Origin of the sequence: uncultured Alsobacter sp., from assembly GCF_945952055.1 — a bacterium.
In the GTDB taxonomy this organism is placed as follows: domain Bacteria; phylum Pseudomonadota; class Alphaproteobacteria; order Rhizobiales; family Beijerinckiaceae; genus Alsobacter.
Genome location: NZ_CAMFHB010000011.1, coordinates 39,308 through 63,891, shown reverse-complemented (window position 1 = coordinate 63,891; position 24,584 = coordinate 39,308). Strand labels below are relative to the sequence as shown.

28 protein-coding genes are annotated in these 24,584 nt (G+C 69.9%); 19 read left to right on the top strand and 9 right to left on the bottom strand.

The annotated features are described in order from the left end of the window. Positions 1-83: 83 nt before the first annotated feature. From Q0Q47_RS10800 to Q0Q47_RS10780, 5 genes are all read left to right on the top strand, one after another. The gene (locus Q0Q47_RS10800) at positions 84-734 is read left to right on the top strand and encodes a 50S ribosomal protein L25/general stress protein Ctc (protein ID WP_293858734.1); all 651 of its coding nucleotides are present in this window, start codon (positions 84-86) and stop codon (positions 732-734) included. Positions 735-833: 99 nt separating this feature from the next. Beyond that, a complete protein-coding gene (gene pth, locus Q0Q47_RS10795) occupies positions 834-1,457 on the top strand; it encodes an aminoacyl-tRNA hydrolase (RefSeq protein WP_293858731.1) in 624 nt (207 codons plus the stop codon). 125 nt (positions 1,458-1,582) lie between these two features. Beyond that, positions 1,583-2,680 (top strand): redox-regulated ATPase YchF, encoded by a 1,098-nt coding sequence (ychF, locus tag Q0Q47_RS10790; protein ID WP_293858728.1) that lies wholly within the window; start codon positions 1,583-1,585, stop codon positions 2,678-2,680. Between the two features lie 86 nt (positions 2,681-2,766). After that, positions 2,767-3,228, top strand: a complete 462-nt coding sequence (locus Q0Q47_RS10785; protein WP_293858725.1) for a MaoC family dehydratase — start codon at positions 2,767-2,769, stop codon at positions 3,226-3,228. Further along, entirely contained in the window at positions 3,225-3,713 is a 489-nt protein-coding gene (locus tag Q0Q47_RS10780) for a MaoC family dehydratase (RefSeq protein ID WP_293858722.1), read from the top strand. The genes Q0Q47_RS10785 and Q0Q47_RS10780 overlap by 4 nt, the downstream gene beginning before the upstream one ends. A 63-nt stretch (positions 3,714-3,776) precedes the next feature. Here the strand turns inward: Q0Q47_RS10780 and Q0Q47_RS10775 are convergent, their stop codons facing one another. The 6 genes from Q0Q47_RS10775 to petA form a co-directional block, all read right to left on the bottom strand. Next, positions 3,777-4,562 (bottom strand): SDR family NAD(P)-dependent oxidoreductase, encoded by a 786-nt coding sequence (locus tag Q0Q47_RS10775; RefSeq protein WP_293858719.1) that lies wholly within the window; start codon positions 4,560-4,562, stop codon positions 3,777-3,779. A gap of 85 nt (positions 4,563-4,647) precedes the next feature. Beyond that, positions 4,648-5,178 carry an adenine phosphoribosyltransferase gene (locus Q0Q47_RS10770; RefSeq protein WP_293858716.1) on the bottom strand — a complete coding sequence of 177 codons (531 nt, stop codon included), beginning with the start codon at positions 5,176-5,178 and terminating at the stop codon, positions 4,648-4,650. Between the two features lie 27 nt (positions 5,179-5,205). After that, a complete protein-coding gene (locus Q0Q47_RS10765) occupies positions 5,206-6,081 on the bottom strand; it encodes an S-methyl-5'-thioadenosine phosphorylase (RefSeq protein ID WP_293858713.1) in 876 nt (291 codons plus the stop codon). A gap of 132 nt (positions 6,082-6,213) precedes the next feature. Beyond that, a complete protein-coding gene (locus Q0Q47_RS10760) occupies positions 6,214-7,080 on the bottom strand; it encodes a cytochrome c1 (RefSeq protein ID WP_293858710.1) in 867 nt (288 codons plus the stop codon). Between the two features lie 21 nt (positions 7,081-7,101). Next, entirely contained in the window at positions 7,102-8,379 is a 1,278-nt protein-coding gene (locus Q0Q47_RS10755) for a cytochrome b/b6 (protein WP_293858707.1), read from the bottom strand. A 39-nt stretch (positions 8,380-8,418) separates the two neighbouring features. Beyond that, positions 8,419-8,952 carry a ubiquinol-cytochrome c reductase iron-sulfur subunit gene (gene petA / locus Q0Q47_RS10750; protein ID WP_293858704.1) on the bottom strand — a complete coding sequence of 178 codons (534 nt, stop codon included), beginning with the start codon at positions 8,950-8,952 and terminating at the stop codon, positions 8,419-8,421. Between the two features lie 243 nt (positions 8,953-9,195). Between petA and Q0Q47_RS10745 the strand changes: the two genes are divergently transcribed. The 13 genes from Q0Q47_RS10745 (at position 9,196) to Q0Q47_RS10685 (ending at position 21,705) form a co-directional block, all read left to right on the top strand. After that, positions 9,196-9,690: a tRNA (cytidine(34)-2'-O)-methyltransferase gene (locus Q0Q47_RS10745; RefSeq protein WP_293858701.1), complete on the top strand. Its 495-nt coding sequence runs from the start codon at positions 9,196-9,198 to the stop codon at positions 9,688-9,690. Next, positions 9,687-10,631, top strand: coding sequence for an oxygen-dependent coproporphyrinogen oxidase (gene hemF / locus Q0Q47_RS10740; RefSeq protein WP_293858698.1), 945 nt, complete (start codon positions 9,687-9,689; stop codon positions 10,629-10,631). Before Q0Q47_RS10745 ends, hemF begins: the two co-directional genes overlap by 4 nt. Positions 10,632-10,701: 70 nt before the next feature. Next, positions 10,702-10,944: a type II toxin-antitoxin system VapB family antitoxin gene (locus Q0Q47_RS10735; protein ID WP_293858695.1), complete on the top strand. Its 243-nt coding sequence runs from the start codon at positions 10,702-10,704 to the stop codon at positions 10,942-10,944. Then, positions 10,941-11,336: a type II toxin-antitoxin system VapC family toxin gene (locus tag Q0Q47_RS10730; RefSeq protein ID WP_293858692.1), complete on the top strand. Its 396-nt coding sequence runs from the start codon at positions 10,941-10,943 to the stop codon at positions 11,334-11,336. Before Q0Q47_RS10735 ends, Q0Q47_RS10730 begins: the two co-directional genes overlap by 4 nt. Before the next feature lie 80 nt (positions 11,337-11,416). Next, positions 11,417-12,013: a DUF1285 domain-containing protein gene (locus Q0Q47_RS10725; protein WP_293858689.1), complete on the top strand. Its 597-nt coding sequence runs from the start codon at positions 11,417-11,419 to the stop codon at positions 12,011-12,013. Continuing rightward, positions 12,010-12,660 (top strand): CoA pyrophosphatase, encoded by a 651-nt coding sequence (locus Q0Q47_RS10720; protein ID WP_293858686.1) that lies wholly within the window; start codon positions 12,010-12,012, stop codon positions 12,658-12,660. The genes Q0Q47_RS10725 and Q0Q47_RS10720 overlap by 4 nt, the downstream gene beginning before the upstream one ends. Continuing rightward, a complete protein-coding gene (locus Q0Q47_RS10715; RefSeq protein ID WP_293858683.1) occupies positions 12,657-12,914 on the top strand; it encodes a DUF6111 family protein in 258 nt (85 codons plus the stop codon). Before Q0Q47_RS10720 ends, Q0Q47_RS10715 begins: the two co-directional genes overlap by 4 nt. After that, complete coding sequence (locus Q0Q47_RS10710; protein ID WP_293858680.1) at positions 12,911-14,176, top strand: CCA tRNA nucleotidyltransferase; 1,266 nt, start codon at positions 12,911-12,913, stop codon at positions 14,174-14,176. The genes Q0Q47_RS10715 and Q0Q47_RS10710 overlap by 4 nt, the downstream gene beginning before the upstream one ends. Before the next feature lie 62 nt (positions 14,177-14,238). Then, positions 14,239-14,505, top strand: coding sequence for a hypothetical protein (locus Q0Q47_RS10705; protein WP_293858677.1), 267 nt, complete (start codon positions 14,239-14,241; stop codon positions 14,503-14,505). A gap of 301 nt (positions 14,506-14,806) precedes the next feature. After that, positions 14,807-15,811 (top strand): MoxR family ATPase, encoded by a 1,005-nt coding sequence (locus tag Q0Q47_RS10700; protein ID WP_293858674.1) that lies wholly within the window; start codon positions 14,807-14,809, stop codon positions 15,809-15,811. Between the two features lie 11 nt (positions 15,812-15,822). Further along, positions 15,823-16,755, top strand: a complete 933-nt coding sequence (locus Q0Q47_RS10695; RefSeq protein WP_293858671.1) for a DUF58 domain-containing protein — start codon at positions 15,823-15,825, stop codon at positions 16,753-16,755. A gap of 5 nt (positions 16,756-16,760) precedes the next feature. Beyond that, positions 16,761-19,601, top strand: a complete 2,841-nt coding sequence (locus tag Q0Q47_RS10690) for a DUF4159 domain-containing protein (protein WP_293858668.1) — start codon at positions 16,761-16,763, stop codon at positions 19,599-19,601. A 16-nt stretch (positions 19,602-19,617) separates the two neighbouring features. Next, on the top strand, positions 19,618-21,705 hold the full coding sequence (locus Q0Q47_RS10685; protein ID WP_293858665.1) for a hypothetical protein: 2,088 nt from the start codon (positions 19,618-19,620) through the stop codon (positions 21,703-21,705). Here the strand turns inward: Q0Q47_RS10685 and Q0Q47_RS10680 are convergent. Together Q0Q47_RS10680 and Q0Q47_RS10675 are read right to left on the bottom strand one after the other, a co-directional pair. Next, positions 21,694-22,209, bottom strand: coding sequence for a GNAT family N-acetyltransferase (locus Q0Q47_RS10680; protein WP_293858662.1), 516 nt, complete (start codon positions 22,207-22,209; stop codon positions 21,694-21,696). The genes Q0Q47_RS10685 and Q0Q47_RS10680 overlap by 12 nt on opposite strands. Before the next feature lie 223 nt (positions 22,210-22,432). After that, positions 22,433-22,912: an NUDIX domain-containing protein gene (locus Q0Q47_RS10675; protein WP_293858659.1), complete on the bottom strand. Its 480-nt coding sequence runs from the start codon at positions 22,910-22,912 to the stop codon at positions 22,433-22,435. A gap of 87 nt (positions 22,913-22,999) precedes the next feature. On the opposite strand from Q0Q47_RS10675, the gene Q0Q47_RS10670 reads away from it, so the two are divergent. Continuing rightward, a complete protein-coding gene (locus Q0Q47_RS10670; protein ID WP_293858656.1) occupies positions 23,000-23,881 on the top strand; it encodes a metallophosphoesterase in 882 nt (293 codons plus the stop codon). Between the two features lie 17 nt (positions 23,882-23,898). Here Q0Q47_RS10670 and Q0Q47_RS10665 read toward each other — a convergent pair whose 3' ends face one another. Continuing rightward, on the bottom strand, positions 23,899-24,576 hold the full coding sequence (locus Q0Q47_RS10665; protein WP_293858653.1) for a hypothetical protein: 678 nt from the start codon (positions 24,574-24,576) through the stop codon (positions 23,899-23,901). Between the last annotated feature and the right edge of the window lie 8 nt (positions 24,577-24,584).

Genomic DNA, 24,584 nt, shown 5'->3' with positions numbered 1-24,584 from the left:
CGCGCCCGCCAGACACCCCTGGAGGCACGGGCGCAACCGTGTTGGGCCGCGTGGCGGCCCTCTCGTTTTGAAGGAAGAGATCCATGTCCACAGCCGTGAAGCAGATCAAGGCTTCGACGCGGCCGACCGGCGGCAAGGGGGCCGCGCGTGCCGTTCGTCGCCAGGGCCTCGTGCCTGCCGTGATCTACGGGGCCGGAGAGGCGCCCGTGTCGATCGCCCTCGACTACAAGACCACCCAGCAGCTCATTTTCGCCGGTCATTTCCTCACGACCCAGTTCGAGGTCGAGGTGGACGGCGTGAAGACCCGCGTGCTGCCCCGCGACTACCAGCTCGACCCGGTGAAGGATTTCCCCCTTCACGTCGACTTCCTGCGCCTGAAGGCCGGCCAGTCGATCCGCGTCGACGTCCCGGTGCACTTCATCAACCAGGAGACGTCGCCGGGCATCAAGCGCGGTGGCACCCTGAACATCGTGCGCCACGCCATCGAGATGCTCGTTCCGGCCGACAACATCCCGGATTCGATCACGGCGGACCTCGCCGGGCTCGACATCAACGATTCGCTGCACATCTCGGCGGTGACGCTGCCGGCGAACTGCAAGCCGATCATCCAGGAGCGTGACTTCACGATCGCCACGATCGCCGCTCCGTCGGGCATGAAGGACGAGGCTCCGGCCGCGGCCCCCGCCGCCGCTCCGGCGGCTGCGCCCGCCAAGGCGGCCCCTGCGAAGAAGTAAGGCCGATCCGGCCGCAAGGCCGGTTCCGCCGGGACCTGAGACCGGGCCGGGCGCGGGAGCAAGCCTCCCTGCCCGGCCTCTTCATGTCGGGAGCTCTCGATGCTGCTCTTCGTCGGGCTGGGCAATCCGGGCAGCCGCTACGCCGGCAACCGGCACAATATCGGCTTCATGGCGCTGGACGCGATCGCGCGCGAGCACCGGGCGAGCCCCTGGCGGCGCCGCTTTCAGGGCGAGAGCGCGGACGTCACCATTGCCGACGAGAAGATCGTGCTGCTGAAGCCCGAGACCTTCATGAACGAGTCCGGACGGGCGGTCGCGGAAGCCCAGCGCTTCTTCAAGATCGCCCTCGGCGACGTGGTCGTGTTCCACGACGAGCTCGACCTGGCGCCCGCGAAGCTGCGGGTGAAGGTCGGCGGCGGCAATGCCGGCCACAACGGCCTGCGCTCGATCAGCGCCCAGTGCGGCAACGACTACAAGCGCGTGAGGCTCGGGATCGGCCATCCCGGCCATAAGGATCTCGTGCACGGCTACGTTCTCAACGACTTCGGACGCGCCGAGCTGGAATGGGTGGGCGATCTGTGCGGCGCCTGCTCGATGCACGCCGACCTGCTCGCCAAGGGCGACGACAACGCCTTCCAGAGCAAGGTCCACCTGCGCATGGAGGCCTGCGGCTGGGCGGAGGTGAAGACGTTGCGGGAAAAGGGCGAGGCGAAGGGCAACTAGGATTTGGCGCCGATTGACAGGCGCTCTCGAACTCACGATCTCACGCGGCCGACGCATCGAGGGGCTGGTACTCATCAACCCTTTCCTGCACAAGCCTACCCACCTCGAACGACTGGTGCACTGACATGGGCTTCAAGTGTGGAATCGTCGGACTGCCGAACGTCGGCAAGTCGACCCTCTTCAACGCGCTGACGCAGACTGCGGCGGCGCAGGCGGCGAACTATCCGTTCTGCACGATCGAGCCGAACGTCGGCGACGTCGCGGTGCCGGATCCGCGATTGGACACGCTGGCGAAGATCGCGAGTTCGGGCCAGATCATCCCGACCCGCATCACCTTCGTCGACATCGCCGGCATCGTGCGCGGCGCCTCGAAGGGCGAGGGCCTCGGCAACCAGTTCCTGGCCAACATCCGCGAGGTGGACGCCATCGCCCATGTGGTGCGCTGCTTCGAGGACGGCGACATCACCCATGTCGAGGGCAAGGTGGACCCGATCGCCGACATCGAGACCATCGAGACCGAGCTCATGCTCGCCGACCTCGAGAGCCTCGAGAAGCGCGTCACCGCGCTCGAGAAGAAGGCGCGCAGCGGCGACAAGGATTCCAAGGAACAGCTCGACCTGATCCAGCGCTGCCTCAAGCTCCTGCAGGACGGCAAGCCTGCGCGCCTCGTCGAGCGCAAGGCCGAGGAAGAGCGCAACTTCCAGATGCTGAACCTGCTGACGGCCAAGCCCGTGCTCTACGTCTGCAACGTCGAGGAGGCTTCCGCCCACGACGGCAACGGTTTCTCCGCCAAGGTCTTTGCCCGCGCCAAGGAAGAGGGTGCGGTGGCGGTCGTCGTCTCGGCCAAGATCGAGAGCGAGATCGCCGTCCTCGCCCCCGAGGAGCAGAAGGAATACCTGGAGGCCGTCGGCCTCGACGAGCCGGGCCTCAACCGCGTGATCCGCGCCGGCTACGATCTCCTGCACCTCGTCACCTACTTCACCGTGGGTCCGAAGGAGGCGCGCGCCTGGACCATCACCAAGGGCACCAAGGCGCCCCAGGCGGCCGGCGTCATCCATACGGACTTCGAGAAGGGGTTCATCCGGGCCGAGACGATCGCCTATGGCGACTACGTCCAGCACAAGGGTGAGGCCGGCGCACGCGATGCCGGGCGCTTCCGCCTCGAGGGCAAGGACTACGTGGTCCTGGACGGGGACGTCCTGCACTTCCGCTTCGCCAACTGACCGGCCCTGCGTCGGCCGGGGTTGCCCCCGACCTCGTGCTTCCGTACGCCTGCCGTCGGCGCAACGCCGTCCGAAGGATCAGTCCCGTGCCCGATCTCGCCTTCGAAGACTTCGTCCCCGGAACCGTGACGACCTACGGGCGACACGAGGTGACCCGCGAGGAGATCGTCTCCTTCGCGAGCCAGTTCGATCCCCAGCCGATGCACCTCGACGAGGGCGCCGCGGCGCAGTCGATGCTGGGCGGGCTCGCCGCCTCGGGCTGGCATTCCTGCGGGATCATGATGCGGATGATGGTCGACAACATGCTGGGCGGAAGCCGCGGCATGGGCTCGCCGGGCATCGACGAGATGCGGTGGCTGCGGCCGGTGCGGCCGGGCGACGTTCTGAGCGTGCGCCAGACGATCCTCGAGGCGCGCCCCTCCGCCAAGAAGGCCGACCGCGGCTACGTGAAGTTCCGCTTCGAACTCCTGAACCAGGCCGGAGAGGTCGTGCTGGAAGAGGTGAACAGCATCATCTTCGGCCGCAGGACGCAGGAGGCCCTGGCGTGACCCGGTTCTTCAACGACGTCGTGGTCGGAGAGGCCGAGGAGCTCGGCAGCCACACCTTCACCGCCGACGAGATCAAGACCTTCGCGCGCGCCTTCGATCCGCAGCCCTTCCACCTCGACGAGGCCGCCGGCGCGGCGAGCCACTTCGGTGGGCTCTGCGCCTCGGGGTGGCACACGGCCTCCATGTGGATGCGGCTGCGCGTCGACAGCCTGAAGCGCCAGGCCGAGGACGCGCGGGCCCAAGGCCGGCCCGTTCCCAAACTCGGCCCCTCCCCCGGCTTCCGGGACCTGCGCTGGCTGCGTCCGGTGAAGCCGGGTGACACGCTGGTCTTCTGGAGCAAGATCGTCGACAAGCGGGTGTCCGCCAGCCGTCCCGGCTGGGGACTGTTGACGCACCAGAACTGGGCCGACAACCAGAAGGGCGAGCGCGCCTTCGAGTTCACCGGGACGAACTTCCTGGAAGTGTCGCCGGGCGCCGCCGGCTGACCTCGGCCGGCAGCGCGCACCGTCTTCGTCCACCAGCCGGTATCCGCCTGGTGGGATGATGCCTCAGGGCATCAACTGGCCGCCGTTGACCTCGATCACCTGCCCGATCATGTAGCCGGAGAGGGCGTCGGAGGCCAGGAACAGGAACGCGCCGGCGCAGTCCTCGGACGTTCCCAGACGGCCCATCGGAATGGTCTGGCGCATCGCCTCGCGCTGTTCGGCCGTCGAGTAGCGCTCGTGGAACGGCGTGTGGATCGTGCCAGGCGCGATGCCGTTGACGCGGATGTTGTCCTTCCACAGGGCCTTCGACAGGCCGCGCGTCAGCGTCGAGACGAAGCCTTTCGACGCGGCATAGAGCTCGGCGCCGCTGCCGCCGCCGTTGCGCGCGGCGATCGAGGTCACGTTGATGATGGATCCGCCGCCCCGGGCCTTCAGCAGCGGCTGGGCCTCGCGCATGAAGGCGAGCACCGACCAGGCATTGAGCTGCATCACCTGGTCGTAGTGATCGTCGGTCATCTCGGCGAGCGACTTGCGGCCGAGCATGCCGCCCGCGTTGTTGACGAGGACGTCGACGCCGCCGAACCGCTCGACGGTGGCCGCCAGGATGGCCGCCGGCTGGGCCCGGTCCGTGACGTCGCCCTGCACGGCGGCGGCCTGGCCGCCCGCGGCGACGATGCGCGCCACCACCGCCTCCGCTTCGGCCGCGCTGGCATTGTAGTGCACCATCACCCGGCAGCCCGTGGCGGCGAAAGCCTCGGCCGCGGCGGCGCCGATCCCCGTGGATCCGCCCGTGACGAGGACGACCTTGCCGGCGAGGTCGGGGATGGTGGCGTAGGGCAGCGGGGCCATGGGGATCCTTCCGGAGCGTGGGTGGCCTGGAGCGGCCGTGGGGGTGGGTGGCGTGGCTCGGGGCGGGCGGCCCCCGGAGCTGAGTTCAGTGGCCCTCGAAGCCGATGAGCGTGCGGACGGGGACGCCCAGGGCGCGCAGCTTGTCCGCGCCGCCGAGATCGGGCAGGTCGATGACGAAGATGGCGGCCACGACCTCGGCGCCGATGCGCTGCAGCAGCTGCACCGCCGCCGTCGCCGTGCCGCCGGTGGCGATGAGGTCGTCGACGAGGATGACGCGCTCGCCCTTGGCGACAGCGTCCTCGTGCATCTCCATCTGGTCGATGCCGTACTCCAGCGAGTAGGCGATCGAGACGGTGGCGTGGGGCAGCTTGCCCTTCTTGCGGATGGGAACGAAGCCGGCCGAGAGCTGGTGCGCCACCGCGCCGCCGAGGATGAAGCCGCGGGCCTCGATGCCGGCGATCTTGTCGACCTTGGTGCCCGCGTACGGCTGGACGAGCTCATCCACGGCCCGGCGGAAGGCCCGGGCGTCGCCCAGCAGGGTCGTGATGTCCCGGAAGAGGATGCCCGGCTTCGGATAGTCGGGGATCGTGCGGATGGCGCTGCGGAGATCGACCATGGAGTTCTTCCGGTTTGATGAGGGACGTCAGCCGCGCAGCACCCGCCCCGCCACGGCGTCGAGCTTCGCGAGCAGGGCCGGATCGCGCTGGGCAGGGGCGGTCATGATGGCGAAGTCGAGGGCCTTGTGGGACCCGGCGGGGCAGTCCTCCCGCTCGGTCGGGAAGTCGCGCGCCAGGCGCGCGACGAGGCGCCGGGCCTTCTCCGTGTTGGCGTGCATGACCTCGATCACCGACTTCACGTCGACATGGTCGTGGTCCGGATGCCAGCAATCGAAATCCGTCACCATGGCCAGCGTGGCGTAGGTGATCTCGGCCTCGCGGGCGAGCTTGGCCTCGGGCATGGCTGTCATGCCGATCACGTCGTAGCCGAGGCCCTTGTAGGTGAGCGACTCGGCATAGGACGAGAACTGCGGTCCCTCCATGCAGACATAGGTGCCGCCCTGGCGCACGGCGACGCCCTCGGCATCGGCGGCGGCGGCGAGCCGGCCGGCCAGACGGGGGCCGACGGGATGAGCCATGGACACGTGCGCCACGCAGCCCGTGCCGAAGAAGCTCGAAGCCCGGCCGTGGGTGCGATCGACGAACTGGTCGACCAGGACGAACAGGCCGGGCGGGAGGTCGGGCTTGAACGAACCGCAGGCGGACAACGAGACGATGTCCGTGACGCCCGCGCGCTTCAGCGCGTCGATGTTGGCGCGGTAGTTGATCTCGGACGGCGGGATGCGGTGGCCACGCCCGTGGCGGGGCAGGAAGACCAGTTCGGTGGTCCCGATGCGCCCGCGGCGCAGGACGTCCGACGGCTCGCCCCACGGCCCGACGATCCGCTCCTCGCGGACGTCCTCGAGACCGGGCAAATCGTAGATGCCCGAGCCACCGATGATTCCGAGAATGGCTTTGGTCATGACGAGTCTCCCTCGCCCGGACTGTACGGACGGCTGGCCGGGTGACAAGGCTTTCCGCCGTGATCCGGTACGTCCAACGGAAAAGGGCCCCGGTGTCCCGGGGCCCTTTTCGAAGACATGCCGACGTGAGCGTCAGGCGTGGGCGTGGCCCTCGACCTTCGACCAGATCTTGCGCTTGGTGAAGTAGAGGAGGCCGGCGAAGACGAGCAGGAAGGCCAGCGTCTTGAAGCCCAGCTCCTTGCGGGCCTCGAGGTGCGGCTCGGCCGCCCACATCAGGAACGCCGAGACGTCCTGCGCGTACTGGGCGATGGTCTCGGGAGCCTGCGGACGGCCATTGGCGTCCTTGGGATACTCGACCTGGCCGTCGTTGAGCGGCTGCGGCATCGCGATGATGTGGCCGGGGAAGTAGGTGTTGTAGTACTTGCCGGCCGGCACCTCGACACCGTGCTCGGGCTCCTTGTAGCCCTGCATCAGCGCGGTGATGTAGTCGACGCCCTGCTCCTGGAACTGCAGCACGATGTCGAAGAGGAACCACGGGAAACCGCGCTCGTAGGTGCGCGCCTTGGCGATCACCGAGAAGTCCGGCGGGTAGGCGCCGCCATTGGCGGTCTGGGCTTCCTGCTTGTTCTTGAACGGCGCCGGCCAGCGATCCGCCGGGCGGGCGGGCCGCTGGAACATCTCGCCGGAGTCGTTGGGTCCGTCGGTGACCTTGTACTCGGCGGCGAGCGCCTTCACCTGGGCTTCCGTGAACTCCGGCCCGCCCTTCTCCGAGAGGTTGCGGAAGGCGATCAGGTTCATCGAATGGCAGTTCGAGCAGACCTCGCGGAACACCTTGAAGCCGCGCTGGAGCTGCGTGGCGTCGAAGTGGCCGAACGGCCCCGCGAAGGTCCAGGAGTTGCGCGGCGGCTGAACCACCTCGCCGGCCGCGAGCGCGGGGCCGGCGACGGCGAGGAGCGCGGCGGCGCCGGCGACGAGGGAAACCAGTCGGTTCTTGATCATTGTCCTATCCCCCGTAACCGCTCAGCCCTTGGTGTTCGGCGAAGCGGCGGCACCGGCGGCCATCGCGCTCGCAGAACCCTGCTTGCCCAGCACCGCCTCGGCGATCGAGCCGGGGATGCGCCGCGGCGTCTCGAACAGACCCAGCAGCGGCAGGATGATGAGGAAGTGGGCGAAGTAGTAGGCCGTCAGGATGCGCGACGCGATGACGTAGCCACCCTCCGGCGGCTTGGCGCCGAGCCAGCCGAGCCCGATGCAGCACGCCACGAACACCCAGAAGAACTGGCGGTACAGCGGCCGATAGGTCGCCGACTTGATCTTGGAGGTGTCGAGCCAGGGCAGGAACACCAGCACCGCGATCGAGCCGAACATCGCGAGCACGCCCATCAGCTTGTCCGGAATGGCGCGCAGGATGGCGTAGAACGGCAGGAAGTACCATTCGGGCACGATGTGGGCGGGCGTCACCGCCGGGTCGGCGGGGATGTAGTTGTCGGCGTGGCCGAGGTAGTTCGGGATGTAGAACACGAACCACGAGAAGAACATCACGAAGACGACGAGCGCGAGCGCGTCCTTCACCGTGAAGTAGGGGTGGAAGGGCAGAGTGTCCTTCTCGGTCTTCTTCTCGATGCCGGCCGGGTTGTTGGAGCCCGGGATGTGCAGCGCCCAGATGTGCAGGATCACCACGCCGGCGATCATGAAGGGCAGCAGGTAGTGCAGCGAGAAGAAGCGGTTCAGCGTCGGGTTGCCGACGGCGTAGCCGCCCCACAGGAACGACACGATCGTCTCACCCACGACCGGGAAGGCCGAGAAGAGGTTGGTGATGACGGTGGCGCCCCAGAAGCTCATCTGGCCCCACGGCAGCACGTAGCCCATGAAGGCGGTGGCCATCATCAGCAGGAAGATGATGACGCCGAGGATCCAGAGGATCTCGCGCGGGGCCTTGTAGGAGCCGTAGTAGAAGCCGCGGAACATGTGGACGTACACGGCGATGAAGAACATCGACGCGCCGTTGGCATGCAGGTAGCGGATCAGCCAGCCGTAGTTCACGTCGCGCATGATGTGCTCGACGGAGAGGAAGGCGAGGTCGGCGTTGGGCGTGTAGTGCATCGCCAGGACGACGCCGGTGACGATCTGCGCCACCAGCATGAAGGCGAGGATGCCGCCGAAGGTCCACCAGTAGTTCAGGTTCCGCGGGTTCGGGAACACGACGAAGGAGGAGTGGATGAGGCCGACGATGGGAAGACGGCTCTCGAACCACTTCCCGATGGCGCTCTTCGGCACGTAGGTGGAATGTCCGCTCATGGCTTTATCCTGCTGGCCCCAGCGTGAGGCGACTGCGGCTCAACCGATCTGGATCTTGGTGTCGGAAAGGAAGGCGTAAGGCGGGATCGGCAGGTTCGTCGGCGCCGGCCCCTGACGGATGCGTCCGGACGTGTCGAAGATCGAGCCGTGGCAGGGGCAAGCCCAGCCGTGATAGGGGCCCTCGTTGCCGAGCGGCACGCAACCGAGGTGCGTGCAGTTGCCGTACACGACGAGCCACTGGGCATGGCCCTTCTGGACGCGCGCCGAGTCGGCCTCGGGGTCCTTCAGGTCGCTCAGGGGCGTGTTCTCGGCGGTCTTGATCTCTTCGGCCGTGCGGTGACGGACGAAGATCAGCTTGCCACGCCAGAACAGCTTCACGATCTGCCCCTCGGCGATCGGGCCGAGGTCGAAATCGACCGGCGCGCCGGCCGCGACGGTCGCGGCGTCGGGGGCCATCTGGCTGATGAACGGCCAGATCGCGGACGCGACACCCACGGCGCCCACGGCACCCGTCGCAATGAAGAGAAAGTCCCTGCGGGTCGGTTCGGCCACTGTCGTCGCCACGGTCGTCATCCTCGCAACTACGCCCCAGACCCGCCCTGCGGTGTCTGACGCTCGATCCGATCGGTCGGCATCCCGGTCTTGATGGCTGCATGCTTCTGCGCCGCAAAGGCATGCGTCCGCAATGCGACCGGGCGTCGCCGCGCGGCGCGGTGTTTCGCATGCGCGGTACGCCTTGTCTATAGTTCTCAACGCTGATCAGAGGCTTCTGACCAGTGAATTCCCCCCAATCCCGCCGCCCGGGAGCCGGAAACGGTGCGCCTCGCCCTCTACCAGCCCGACATTCCGCAAAACACGGGCACCATGCTGAGGCTCTGCGCCTGCCTCGGCGTCGCCGCGGACATCATCGAGCCTGCCGGGTTTCCGGTGTCGGACCGCGCCTTCCGGCGGGCCGGCATGGACTATCTCGACCAGGTGGACATCGTGCGCCACATCTCCTGGATGCGCTTTCGTGCCGCATTCCAGCCGGGCGAGGCGCTGGAGGGGCGCCGGCTCGTCCTGGCCACGACGCGCGGCGCCGTCGCCCACACTGCGTTCGCCTTCCAGGAGCACGACGTGCTTCTTCTCGGACGCGAATCGGCCGGCGTGCCCGAGGACGTCCACCAGGCGGCCGATGCGCGGGTCTTCGTGCCGATGCGCCGGGGCCTGCGATCCCTCAACGTCGCGGTGGCCGCCGCCATGCTGCTCGGGGAGGCCTTGCGCCAGACGGGCGCATTGCAGAAGCTGGCGGAACAGGAGCAAAGACCATGACCGCCCATCCTTACTCGCCGTTCACCACGCCCTCCCCTCTTCCCGCGCCGGGCGTGCTCGACGACCGCAAGGCGGAGGCGACGGCGTGGTTCCGCAGCCTGCGCGACCGCATCTGCGCCAGCCTCGAGGCCATCGAGGACGAGGCCCAGGGGCCCTTCGATGCCGAGGCCGACTCGGGCCGGGCCGGCCGCTTCGTGCGCAAGCCGTGGACGCGCACCGACCATTCGGGCCAGCCGGGCGGCGGCGGCGAGATGTCGATCATGCACGGCCGCGTCTTCGAGAAGGTGGGCGTGCACATCTCCACCGTCTATGGCGAGTTCTCGCCCGAGTTCCGCGGCCAGATCCCCGGGTCGGCCGAGGATCCGCGGTTCTGGGCGTCGGGCATCTCGCTCATCGCCCACCCCTGGAACCCCTTCGTGCCCACGGTGCACATGAACACGCGCTTCGTGGTCACGACGAAGGCCTGGTTCGGCGGCGGCGCGGACCTGACGCCCGTGCTCGACCGGCGCCGGGTCCAGGATCACCCGGACACGCTCCTGTTCCACGCCGCCCTGCAGGGTGCCTGCGACGCCCATGCGGCGATCGCGCCCTACCCCCGCTACAAGGCCTGGTGCGACGAGTACTTCCATCTCAAGCACCGGAACGAGCCGCGCGGCATCGGCGGCATCTTCTACGACTACCACGACAGCGGCGACTGGGCGGCCGACCTCGCCTTCACCAGGGACGTGGGCCTCGCCTTCGACCGTGCCTATCCGGAGATCGTGCGGCGCAATGTCGGAACGGCCTGGAGCGCCGCGGACCGCGAGGAACAGCTCGTGCGTCGCGGTCGCTACGTCGAGTTCAACCTGCTGTTCGATCGCGGCACGATCTTCGGGCTGAAGACCGGCGGCAACGTCGAGAGCATCCTGTCGTCCATGCCGCCTCGGGTGCGCTGGCCGTAGGGTCGCCCGCCGGCCTACTTCGCACACGCAAGCCATTATGGTAGAATGGTAGACGTTGGAGGTGTAATCCATGGCACTGAACATCAAGAACGCAGAGACGGAGCGGCTGGCGCACGAAGTCGCCGCTCTGACAGGCGAAAGCTTGACGGGTGCCATCGCGTCGTCGCTCAGGGAAAAACTGGAGCGCCTGAGACGGCCCACCGCGGAGGAGTTGCTGGCCATCGGCAGGGATGCAGCGGCGCGGTGGCCGAAAGACCAGCTCCACATCGAGCACGGGGATCTGCTTTACGACGAACTCGGACGTCCGAAATGATCCTCGACACGTCCGCGCTGGTCGCGATCCTGCGTGGGGAGGAGGACGCGCATCGCTTTGCCGCGGCGCTCGCTCGGCCGGGTCTGCCCAAGAGACTGTCGGCCGCAAGTTACGTCGAACTCGGGATCGTCGTCGACGGCACGAAGCAGCCCATCATCAGCCGTCGCATGGATGAGCTGATCAGGGCGGCCGGCATCGTCATCGAGCCCATGACCGCTGCTCAAGCGAGGATCGCGAGATCCGCCTATCGCGACTTTGGCAAAGGCAGCGGGCATCCCGCCGGGCTCAATTACGGCGACTGCTTCGCTTACGCCCTGGCAATAGACTTCGATGAACCCTTGCTCTTCAAGGGCGCCGACTTCGACAAGACGGACGTCAAGATTCAGGCGTGAAAGCTGCCTTGTCGAGCGGCGCGCCGTCCTGCGCGTGGCGTTCCTCGCCAACCCGACCAAGAGCACCTATCTTCCCTCGCATGTCCGCCGGAAAGACTCCCGCCTCGCCTTCGCTCGATGCCCTGACCACTGCGGCCCGCGGTGCCGGCGGGAAGGGGCTGCCTCCTGTCCATCTCTGGAATCCCGCCTATTGCGGCGAGATCGACATGCGGATCGCGGCGGACGGGACCTGGTTCTACAACGGCACGCCGATCGGCCGCCCGGCCCTCGTGCGGCTGTTCTCGACCATCCTGCGCAAGGACCCCGAGCGCTACGTGCTGGTGACGCCGGTTGAGCGCGTCGGCATCGTCGTCGAGGACGTGCCCTTCGTCGCGGTCGAGATGGCGATCGAGGGCGAGGGCGCCTCGCGCGTGATCCGCTTCCGGACCAACGTGGACGACTGGACCGTCGTCAACGAAAAGCATCCTCTGCGTTTCGAGCGCGAGCCGACAGAGGGCCTCCGCCCCTATGTCCTGGTGCGCGGGGACCTCTGGGCGCGGGTGAACCGGGCCGTCTTCTACGACCTCGTGGAGCTCGGCGAGGAGCAGGACACGCCGGAGGGCCGCCGGTTCGGCATCGCCTCGGGCGGCACCTTCTTCCCGATGGCGGATGCGGCCGAGATCGAGGGGCTGGCGTGAGCGGCGTCGTCGATTATTCGTTTTCGCCGGAAGCGCTGGCGGCACGCGCCCTGGACCGCCTGTCGCTGGCCGTTCCCGACCTGGCTCCCGGCAAGCAACTGCATGGGGATCACCACCTCAATCCGGACATCCAGCCCGAGATGATCCCGGGCCGCCGGCTGGCCGCCGTGCTGGTGCCGGTGGTGGCGCGCCCGGAGGAGGCCACGGTGCTCCTGACGCGGCGCGCCTCGCACCTGCGGCAGCACTCCGGGCAGGTCGCCTTTCCCGGCGGAAAGGTCGACGCGGAGGACTCAAGCCCCATGGCGGCGGCGTTGCGCGAGGCGGAGGAGGAAATCGGCCTGGACAGGCGTTTCGTCCGTCCGCTCGGCTATCTCGACCCGTATCTCACCACGACCGGGTTCGACATCCTGCCGGTGCTCTCGATCGTCGAGCCCGGCTTCGACCTGACGATCAACCGGGACGAGGTCGAACTCGCCTTCGAGGTGCCGCTGGCCTTCCTGATGACGCCCGCCAACCACGTGATGGGCTCGCGCGAATGGAAGGGCATGGAGCGACGCTTCTATACGATGCCTTATGGCGATCACTATATCTGGGGTGTCACCGCGGGTATCGTGCGGGCCATGTACCAAAGGCTATACGCGGCATGAACCGCGCTTTTCTCGAGGAGCTTCTCCTCTTCCTGCTGCCTTTCGCGCTCTTCGCGCTCTGGCTGACGGTCATGCGTCGCTCGCCGCTGCGGCGCGCCCACTGGGACGGCCAGGTGCCGTGGCTCGTGATCGGCGGCCTGGCGCTCGCCATCGGCTGGCTGGCCTGGACGGGCTTCACCGCGCCGCGAGGCAAGGGAGCCTACGTTCCGGCGCACATGGAAAACGGGACCTTCGTTCCAGGCCGCCTCGAATGAACGCCGTCGCCGCCCACCTGCCGCCGGGCTCGTTCGCCGACGATCCCGCAGTGGCGCGCATCCTCGACCTGCTGTCGTCGGAAGGGGATGCCGCCTATGTCGTGGGTGGGGCGGTGCGCAACGCGCTCCTCGGGCTCCAGCCGGGCGACATCGACATCGCGACCACCGCGGAGCCTCCCATCGTCGTCGCGAAGGCGCAGGCGGCCGGCCTGCGCTCGATCCCGACCGGCATCGAGCATGGCACAGTGACGGTGCTGATCGACCACCGTCCGTTCGAGGTGACGACCCTGCGCCGGGACGTCGAGACCTACGGCCGCCGCGCCACGGTGAGCTTCAGCCGGGACATCGGCGAGGACGCCCAGCGCCGCGACTTCACGATGAACGCGCTCTACGCCCGTGCCGACGGCGCCGTGCTCGACCCCGTGGGCGGGCTGCCGGACCTGCATGCCCGCAGGGTTCGGTTCATCGGCGATGCGCGCACCCGGATCCGGGAGGACTATCTGCGCATCCTCCGCCTGTTCCGCTTCCACGCCGAGTACGGAGAAGGCCCGCTCGATCCGCAGGCGCGCGATGCGGCCGTGGCCCTGCGGGGCGGACTCGAGCGCCTGTCCGCGGAGCGTATCCGGGCGGAGTGGCTGAAGCTGCTGGCCGCCCGGCGCGCCGCCGAGGTGGTGCCGGCGGTGGCGGAAGCGGGCTTTGCCCAGCAGGTGCTTGGCGGGGTCGCGCGGCTCGCTCCCTTCGCGCGGCTGCTCGCGGGCTGTCCCGCCGCCACGCCGATCGCGCGGCTCGCGGCGCTCGCCCTGCACGGGTCGCACGACGTGCAGCGGCTGCGCGACCGGCTCCGCCTCTCGGGCGCCGAAGCCCAGGCCCTGGAGCAGGCCGGGCTTCTCATCGACCGGCTGCACGGGCGGGCCGCGGCACTGGACGTGCCGGGCGCCCGCCGGCTCGTTCACGAGTTGGGGAGCGCCGAGGCGCGGAACGCGCTCTGCGTCGCGATGGTCGCCGATGGGCTCGACGTGGCGCAGAGCCTCGCGGCCGTGGCGCCCGGGCTGGATGCCCCGCGCCCCAGAAGCCCGTGGTCGGGCGCGCACCTGATCGCACGCGGCGTCCCGCCGGGCCCCGGGATGGGCGCGATTCTTGCTGCGGCGGAGGCGGCATGGCGGGACGAGGGCTTTCCCGATGACGCGGTCCGGCAGAACGAGATTCTCGACGACATCCTGGAACGCCGGGCCGGGGAGGAGCCGCCCTCGACTCGCCCGTGACGAAGTGCGACGCTGCCGGGCTGCCGGGCCGCCGGGCGTGCAGGCGGCGAGAGATGCGTGAGATGACCCGAGAGCCCCCTCGTCCCGCGGATGTGGCACGCCGGCTCGCCCGCCGGAGCGGCGAACGCCGCGCCGAGGGCCGCCGCGGCGAAGGCGGAGCTTGGGAGCGCGAGACCTTCACGCTGCCGCGGGAGCAGGCACGGGAGAAGGCGCGAGAAGCATTCTCGCGGTTTCCGAAGGCCGCCTACATGACCGAGATCGAATGGTGGCGTGAGCTCGACGACGGCCGGATCGAGTTCACGATCCGCCGACTTCCGAGCGCCGATTGACCGCCACTGTTTCGCCCCATCGCGACGAGACCTTGCCGAGTGAGGCATGCCACCCGACAATCATGACGGGTCCGCGACGGCTGGGACCGGTTTGCCGTGATCGGGGCGAAGGCCCCACGAAATCGTGTGCGCAGGGGTATGGGCTGCGCGGAAGCGCCCCTTGCCGGGGTCACCCGGGGCGGGCGACACTCGAAGACCGCGGGTCGTGTTTCCCGCGGGGGTTCCAGGCGCGGAACCACGGCGATGTGACGAGGCGGCCGCCGCGGCGATGGCGAGGCGGCGCACAGAAAACGAGGGTTCGATGAGCGAGACCGCCACTGCAGCCAGCCTCGACGCCATGATCGTGCGATCGGCCGAAGCGGCGGTCGAACAGATCGGCCGCGCGCGGGAAGCCATCGCGACGGTGGTCTTCGGCCAGTCGCAGGTCGTCGAGAACGCCCTCATCACCATCCTGGCCGGCGGCCATGGCCTGGTGGTCGGCGTCCCCGGCCTCGCCAAGACGAAGCTCGTCGACACCATGGGGACGGTGCTCGGCCTCGAGACGCGGCGCATCCAGTTCACGCCGGACCTGATGCCGTCCGACATCCTCGGATCCGAGGTGCTCGAGGAGGCGGCCGGCGGCCGCCGGTCCTTCCGGTTCATCAAGGGCCCGATCTTCGCCCAGCTTCTGATGGCCGACGAAATCAACCGCGCCAGCCCCCGCACCCAGTCCGCCCTGCTGCAGGCGATGCAGGAGTACCACGTCACCGTCGCCGGCGAGCGGCACGACCTGCCCCGGCCGTTCCACGTGCTCGCCACGCAGAACCCGATCGAGCAGGAAGGGACCTATCCGCTCCCCGAAGCCCAGCTCGACCGCTTCGTCATGCAGATCGACGTCGGCTACCCCGATGCGGCGACCGAGCGGCGGATCCTCCTGGAGACGACGTCCGAGACCACCGCGACCGCCAAGGCGGCCATGACCTCGGACGAGCTGATGGCGGCGCAGCGCCTGATGCGCCGGCTGCCGGTCGGCGAGAGCGTCGTCGACGCCATCCTCAATCTCGTGCGCTCGGCGCGGCCGGGCGACGGCGACCCGTCCATCGCCGACCTGCTGGCGTGGGGACCGGGGCCGCGAGCCGGTCAGTCCCTGATGCTCGCCGTGCGGGCCCGGGCCCTGATCCAGGGCCGCCTGGCGCCCTCGCTGGACGACGTCGCCGCCCTCGCGGAGCCCGTGCTCAAGCACCGCATCGCGCTGACCTTCGCGGCCCGGGCCGAGGGCGAGACCGTCTCCGCCATCATCCGGCGCCTCGTCTCGAAGATCGGCTGAGGACCCGCTCGATGCTCAAGGTGCGGGTCCTCGACGAGACGCAGCGGACGGCAGGGCCCCGCCAGGCGACCGACGCGCTCGATCTCGCCCGGCGCCTTCCACGCATCGTCATCGAGGCGCGGCGCATCGCCGCCACGGCCGCGCACGGCATCCATGGCCGTCGCCAGGCCGGGACCGGCGAGGCCTTCTGGCAGTTCCGCCACTTCACCTCGGGCGAACCCGCGAACCGCGTGGACTGGCGGCGCTCGGCGCGCGACGACCACTACTACGTGCGCGAGAAGGAGTGGGAGGCCGCCCACACGGTGTGGCTCTGGACGGACCGCTCCGCCTCGATGGCCTATGCGTCGTCGCTCGCGCAGGCACCGAAGGTCGAGCGCGCCGTGGTGCTGGGCCTGGCGCTGGCCGACGTGCTCGTGCGCGGCGGCGAACGGGTCGGGCATCTCGGGCTGACAAATCCGGTGGCCTCGCGCGGCATCGTCGACCGGCTGGCCGAGGCACTCGCGGCGGACAAGACCGCCGCCGACCTGCCACCGGCCCTGCCCCTGGCTCCCCTGACCGAGGCCGTGCTGATCGGCGACTTCCTGACGCCGGCTCCCCGCATCCGGGAGACGATCGAGCGCATCTCGGGACGCGGGGCGCGGGGGCACGTGCTGATGATCGCCGATCCGGTCGAGGAAACCTTCCCGTTCGAGGGCCAGGCGGTCCTCGCGGATCTGGAAGGGCCCTCGACCCTGCGCGTCGGCGATGCGGCATCCTTCCGGTCGCAGTATCTGGAGCGCATCGCCAGCCACCGGGCCGCCGTCCGGGACGCCTGCATGCGCCGCGGCTGGAGCTTCGCGATTCACCGGACCGATCGTCCCGCGTCCGAGGCGTTGCTGTCGCTGGCCAACCGAATCGCCGGCCAGGGCGCGGGCAACGGTCTGTCGCGCGTGGCAGGAGGATAGAGCAAGTGTTCGAGACACTTCCCCTGGCCTTCACGACGCCGGCCGTCCTGCTCGCCCTGGTCACGCTGCCGGCGCTCTGGCTGCTGCTCAGGGTGACGCCGCCGCAGCCGCGGCGGATCGACTTCCCGCCCCTGCAGCTCATCCTCGACCTGATGCCGAAGCAGGAAACGCCGCAGCGCACCCCGTGGTGGCTGCTGCTCCTGCGACTGCTCGTGGCGGGCCTGGTGATCCTGGCGATGGCCGGCCCGGTCTGGAACCCCGCCCGCGACGCCTCGGCGAGTTCGGGACCGATCGTTCTCCTCGTCGACAACGGCTGGGCCGCCGCGCCCGACTGGGCCGACCGCATGGCCGCCGCCGAGGATCTCGTGCGCGGCGCCGCCCGGGCCGGGAGGCCCGTCGCGGTGGTGCCGACCGGCAGCGCCGTCGTGGACGTGGCCATGGCCGATGCCGGCGCTGCCCTGGAGAAGCTGCGCGCCCTGCGCCCGGCTTCGCACACGCCCGACCGCATGGCGCTGCTGCTGCCGCTGCAGCGTTTCCTCGACCGTGAGAAGGGCGCCGAGCTGGTCTGGATCAGCGACGGGGTCGCGGTGGATGCCACCTCGGGCTTCGTGCCCGCCCTCAAGCAGGCCCTGGGCGACCACCGCGTGACGGTGCTGGCCGATTCCATCCGTCGCCCGGTCGGCCTGGCCGGCGTGGACAACACGGCGGCGGGGCTTTCGGTGCGGGTGCTCCGAGCCGGCCCCAACGGCCGCGACACGGGCATCGTCCGTGCCTCGGACAGGCGGGGACTGCCCCTGGTGGAGGCGCCCTACAGCTTCGCGGCCGACGCCAACGAGACGACAGCCGTGGTGAAACTCCCCGTCGACCTGCGCAACGAGATCGCCCGCCTCGACGTCGCCGACGAGCGCACGGCGGGCGGGGTCGCGCTCATCGACGAATCGAGCCGCCGCCGCCGCGTCGGGCTCGTCTCCGGCGCGACGGCCGACACCGCGCAACCGCTCCTGTCGCCGACTTACTACGTGGCCAAGGCCCTGACGCCCTTCGCGGACGTGCGGGAGCCGCGCGTCGGGCCGGCCGAGGCCATCCGCACCTTGCTGGACGAGAAGGTGCCGATGATGGTGCTCGCCGACATCGGCGCGCTGCAGCCGGACCTGAAGACCAGGCTGGCGCAGTTCGTCGACAATGGCGGCGTCCTCCTGCGCTTCGCGGGCTCGCGCCTCGCGGCCGCCGCCAACGACGAGCTGGTACCGGTGAAGCTGCGGCGCGGCGGGCGCGCGCTGGGTGGCGCGTTGTCGTGGGAAAACCCGCGAACGCTGGCGCCGTTCGACCGCGCCAGTCCCTTCTACGGCCTGGGCCTTCCCAAGGACGTTGGAATCTCCCGCCAGCTTCTGGCGGAGCCCGATGCCGAGCTCGGCCGCAAGACCTGGGCCGCGCTGGCCGACGGCACGCCCATCATCACCGCCGAGCGCCGGGGCCAGGGCCTCGTCATCCTCGTGCACGTCACCGCCGACACCACCTGGTCGAACCTGCCCCTGTCGGGCCTCTTCGTCGACATGCTCCGGCGCATCGTGGCCCTGGCGGGCACGGGCGAGGCGCAGGCGAAGGCGGGAACGGCCGGCGGCGCGCCGGTCTTCGCCGCTCCGCTGCGGGTGCTGGACGGTTTTGGCGCCTTCGTGCCGCCGCCGGCCACCGCCCGCCCGATCGCCGTCGGCGGGGACCTCGTGGGGAGCGCCGATCATCCGCCGGGCTTCTACGGCCAGAACGATGCGCCGCTCGCCGTGAACGTGCTGGGCGCGACGGCGACGCTCGTGCCCGTGGACTTCGCGCCGCTCGGCGCCCGGATCGACGGGATCAAGCGCGAGGCCACCTTCGACGTGCGGCCGTGGCTGATCGCCCTGGCGTTGTTCGGCTTCACGCTCGATGCCCTGGCGGTGCTCTGGCTGTCGGGCCGGCTGAGCTTCGTCCGGCGCCGCGCGGCCGCCGCTGCGGTGCTGCTCGCGGTCGGCGGGCTCGTCGCCGCGCTCGCCCTGCAGCCGGCCCCGGCCGCCGCGCAACAGGCGGCCCAGCCACCGAAGGCCCCGCCGCCCGCGACACCGGTCAGCCCGAAGCAGACCGAGGCGGCGCTCACCACCCGCTTCGCCTACGTGCTGTCGGGCGATGCCGCCGTCGACGAGATCAGCAGGGCGGGCCTCGCCGGACTGGGCTCCTACCTCGCCGCGCGCACCGCGCTCGATCCCGGCGAGCCGGCCGGCGTCGACCCGGCCCGTGACGAGTTGTCGGTCTACCCGCTCATCTACTGGCCCATCGTGTCGGGCCGGCCCGTGCCGGGCGAAGCGGCGATCCGCAAGCTCGACGACTTCATGAAGAACGGCGGCACGGTCGTGTTCGACACGCGCGACGCCATCAACGCCCGGCCGGGTGGGCCGCCCACTCCGGAGACACGGCTGCTGCGGCAGATCCTGGCCGGGATCGCCGTGCCCGAGCTGGAGCCCGTGCCGCGCGACCATGTGATCACCAAGGCCTTCTACCTCATCGACAACTTCCCCGGCCGCTACGCCGACGGGCAGACCTGGATCGAGGCCATCCCGCGCGGCGGCGACGATGCGGATCGGCCGGCACGGGCCGGCGACGGTGTGTCGCCGATCATCATCACGTCCAACGACCTCGCCACGGCCTGGGCCACGGGCCGGCGTGGCGAGCCGCTCTACCCGCTCAATCCAGGCTCGCCGCGGCAACGGGAAATGTCGTTCAGGGCCGGCGTGAACATCGTGATGTACGCCCTGACCGGGAACTACAAGGCCGACCAGGTGCACGTCCCTGCCCTGCTCGAGCGCCTGGGCCAGTGAATCGCAGGACCATGACATGACCTCGATCGACTGGTCGCCCCTTCTGCCGCTGCCGTTGCTGATCGCGCTGTCGCTCGCGGCGGTCGTGGTTGCGGCTCTGGGCATCCTCGTTCGACAGAACGGGTCGGTCCTGCGCGCCATCGCCATCGCGCTGTTCATCGCGGCCCTGTTCAATCCGTCCGTGGTGCGCGAGGAGCGCGAGAAGCTGAAGGACATCGTGGCCGTGGTCGTCGACCGCTCGGCCTCGCAGGCTCTCGACAAGCGCGCGGCCCAGACGACGGCGGTGGCCGAGGCCGTGGGCAAGCGCCTGGCAGCGCTGCCCGACGTCGAAACCCGTGTGCTGGAGGTTTCGGAGGCGGGCGGCGGCGCGGACGGGACGCGGTTGTTCTCGGCGCTGCAGTCGGGCCTCTCCGACGTTCCGCCGGACCGCGTGGCCGGCGCGATCATGATCACCGACGGCGTGGTCCACGACATTCCCGAGGCGGCCGGTTCGCTGGGCTTCAAGGCACCGGTGCACGCGCTCGTCACCGGCCACACGGCCGAACGGGATCGCCGCATCGCGCTTCTCGACACGCCGCGCTTCGGCATCGTGGGCAAGGAGACGCAGATCCGCGTGCGCGTCGACGACCCAGGTCGCACCGAGCCCGTCCGCGTCGTGCTGCGCCGCGACGGCCAGGTCCTCCTGGAGCGGCGCGCCGTTCCAGGCGAGGTCATGCGCCTGCCGGTGCGCATCGACCACGGCGGCACGAACGTCATCGAGATCGAGGCGGACGAGGCGGCCGGCGAACTCACCGCCTACAACAACAAGGCCGTGGTGCCGATCGAGGGCATCCGCGAGAAGCTGCGCGTCCTTCTGGTGTCCGGCCAGCCGCACGCCGGCGAACGGACCTGGCGCAACATCCTGAAGTCGGACGCCAACGTCGATCTCGTCCACTTTACCATCCTGCGCCCGCCGGAGAAGCAGGACGGCACGCCGATCAACGAGCTGTCGCTGATCGCCTTCCCGACGCGCGAGCTGTTCGAGACCAAGATCGCGGAGTTCGACCTGATCATCTTCGACCGGTATTCGAACCAGTCGATCCTGCCCTCCGTCTATTTCTCCAACATCGTGCGGTACGTGCGCGAGGGCGGAGCGGTGCTCGTGGCCGCCGGTCCCGAGTTCGCCGGCCGCACCGGCCTTGCCGGCACGCCGCTGGGCGCCGTGATGCCGGCCCAGCCGGACGGCAAGATCATCGAGCGGGCCTTCCTGGCCCAGATCACGCCGACCGGGCAGAAGCACCCCGTCACCCGCGCCCTGCCGGGCTCGGAGGGCGAGCGCCCGCAATGGGGCGAGTGGCTGCGCCAGATCTCGGCCGACGTGCGGACCGGCGCCTCGGTCATGTCGGGGCCCGACGACAAGCCCCTCCTGATCCTGTCGCGCGAGGGCAAGGGCCGCGTGGCGCTGATGCTGACCGACCAGGCCTGGCTGTGGGCGCGCAACTTCCGCAACGGCGGTCCGCACCTGGACCTGCTGCGCCGGCTCGGCCATTGGCTGATGAAGGAGCCCGATCTCGAGGAGGAAGCCCTGCGCGCGACTTCCCGCGGAAACGTGGTGACCATCGAGCGCCAGACCCTGGCGGACGAGGCCGCTCCCGTCGCGATCGTGGGCCCGAGCGGCGCCAGCCTCCAGGCCACCCTGACGGCGGCCTCGCCGGGCCTGTGGCGCACGACCGTGGAGGTGAAGGAGGCCGGCCTCTACCGCCTCACCGACGGCAAGCTCACGGCCTTCGTCAGCGTCGGCCCGCCCAATCCCCGCGAGTACCAGGAGGTTCTGTCGACCACGGCCGCCCTCACGCCACTGGCGGAGGCCACCGGCGGCTCGGTGCGCCGCGTGGCGGAGCGTCCCGACGAGACCCCGAAGGTGCCGAGCATCATCGCGCTTTCGGGCGGATCGCGGTTCTCGGGGTCCGAGTTCATCGCCGTCCGCGCGACCGACTCCTCGGTCGTGCGCGGCGTGGGCGTGATCCCGATCTTCTTCGGGTTCGTCGGTCTCGCCCTGCTGGCGGCGAGCCTGCTGGTCTCGTGGCTCGGCGAGGCGCGGCTCGGCCGGCCGTCACGCGGCTGAGCGGGCCAGCCTCGGCAGCACGGGTCCCGAGATCCCCTCGAAGGCTCCGTCCACCAGTTCGAGCACGAGCAGGCGGGCCGGATCCACGGGGCCGGGCATCTCGAGCCGGCCGTTGGGCACGCGCTTGAAGCCGGTGCGCCGGTAATAGGGCTCGTCGCCCACCAGCAGCACGAGCTTGTGGCCTTCGGCCCGCGCGGCATCCAGCGACTTGCGGATCAGCGCCATGCCGATGCCCCGGTTCATGAACGCGGGCTCCACGGTCACGGGGCCGAGCAGCAGGCCGTCGACCGGGCCGATCCGGATCAGCGTCAGGCGGATCGACCCGACGAGCAGGGTGCCCACCATCGCCGTGAAGGACAGCGACGGCTCCGCGGGGATCCCCTCGCGCAGGCGGTAGGCCGTCCTGGCGAAGCGCCCGGGGCCGAAAGCGCGCTCGTGCAGCTTGTCGATGGCCGGGCCGTCGGCGGCAGTCTCGTGGATGAGGGAGATGGAGAGATCGGTCATGGCTCTGGATCGGTCGCGCCGCGCGATCATGCAGCGGCGTTGCGTGGAAGGCCGCAGGACGGGACGTCCCGACAGCCGAGCGACGGCGGGCAGCCTGCGGAACACCGCAGTTACCGGGCTCGTCGTCGCTCCACGCGCGTGATCATGGCTCTCTCCAGCCGATTGCAGGCGATCGCTATCATGGGTCGCCGGCCGGGTCCATACCGGTCTGCCGACCGCTAGCCTACCAGTGCTCGGCGGGCGGTGCGCCCGCGACGATCTCCGCCAGGCGCCGGCGTGTGGCGGGCGTGGTCTCCGGCGGCAGGTCCTCGACCGGGAAGAACCCCGATTCGGCGATTTCCCGGTCGGGGATGCGCGGCGCGGTCTGGGTGAACTGCCGGCTGACATAGACCGCCACGTGGTCCCGGCGCGACACCCGGGCATTGAAGAAGAGGCCGTGCAGGGACGGGACGTCCTCGATGACGATGTTGCCCTCCTCCTCGACCTCGCGGCGCAGCGACGCCAGGACGCTCTCCCCCGGTTCCACGCCGCCGCCCGGCATGTGCCAGCCCCCGACATAGGTGTGGCGGACGAGGAAGACGCCCCGCTCGGGGTGGAGCAGTGCGGCACGCACGCCGAGCGTCATCGGGCGGGCGAAACGCCAGTACACATGAAGCGCCCGCATGAGCGGCGACGGGGCGGTGGGTCTGGGGCTGTCCTGCATCGCGGGGGTCCGTCCGGCCTTTCACATGATCCTGATAGCATGCGGTGGCGCTTGACGAGGCGCGCCAAGCGGTTGAGAGGTGGCGTAATGTTTCGTCTCGCCCACATCTCCGATCCTCATCTCGGCCCCCTGCCCCAGCCGAAGCTCCGCGATCTCGCCGGCAAGCGGCTCACGGGCTACATGAACTGGCGCCGCGGTCGCGATCGCATCCACGACATGTCGCTCATGGACCGGCTGATCGCCGACATGCACGCGCAGAAGCCCGACCACATCGCCTGCACCGGCGATCTCATCAATATCGGGCTGCACGGAGAGTTCGAGGGCGCGCGTCGCTTTCTCGAGGGCCTGGGCCCCACCGGCAAGGTGAGCTTCGTGCCGGGCAACCATGACGCCTATGTGCGCACGTCGATGAAGGACGTGGAGCGCTATCTGTCGCCATGGATGACGTCCGACAGCGGCCGGTACGAGGGGTTCCCCTATGTGCGCCTCGTCGGGCCGATCGCGCTGGTGGGCCTGTCGTCGGCGGTTCCGACCGCCCCCTTCGTGGCCTCGGGCACGCTGGGGCGCGAGCAGCGCGGCAAGATGCTGCAGGTCCTCACCTTCCTGGCCCAGCAGCCGCTGGCGCGCGTGATCCTCATCCATCATCCGCCGCACCGGTCCGGCAGCAAGGCCGGGCGCGGCCTGACGGATTCCGCGGCCTTCGAGGAACTCGTCGGCCACGCGGGCGCCGAGTTGATCCTGCATGGGCACAACCACGTGACATCGATCAACCGCATCGTCGGGCCCAAGGGGATGATCCCGGTGGTCGGCGTGCCATCCTGCTCGGCGATCCGCGGCACGCTCACGCACCGGGCCGGCTACCACGTGTTCGACATCGACCTGACGGAGAACGGGCCCACCATCGCCGGCTGGACCCGCGGGCTCCTGCCGGACGGCAGCATCGGCGATCTCGGCGCCCTGCCCATCTGAGGGCGCCGCCCCGCCGGTCAGGGCAGCAGCTTGAGGCCGGACAGCAACTCGAGCCCGCGGGCCTTCCACAGCATCGCGAGCAGCATCAGGGCCGCGCCGGCCATCATGCCCACGATCGCCGAGAAAAGCATGTCGGAGCCCGAGTAGCGGCGCCGACGGTCGACGAGCGGCTCCTCGACGGCCTGCGCAGCGGGGATGGGCTCGGCCGGGAGCGCCACGGGCGCCGGGGCGGCGGCCTCGCCCTGGGCCAGGGCCCGCTCGCGTTCCACCAGACGCCGGCCGAGATAGGCCGTCACGGCCTCGGCGAGCGCGTCGGCCTTGTCGCCCTCGGCGATCAGCAGCCGACCGGACCGTGTCTCCTGAATGAACCTGTAGGTGCGTCGGTCCCTCGCCATCTCGACGAAGGCGACCATGTCGACGAAGAGCCTCGGCTTCTCCCCGGGGATGAGGCCGACGTCGAAGAGCTCGGCGTCGCGCGGCAGGTCGGCGAACACCGGCTGCAGCGTCTCCTGGAGCATTTCCAGGCGGGCGATCTCGGCCCCGCGGAGTTCGGCGGCCACGCCCGAGCGCTCGGCTTCCTCGATCCTGGCCTTGCGGACGGCCGCCCGCAGGTCGAGGCCGCCGCCCGCCGGCGAGGCGGCCGCCTGGGCCTGGCCTCCGGAGGCGGGAAACGGACGGATGGGGTCGTCCTTCATGGGATCCT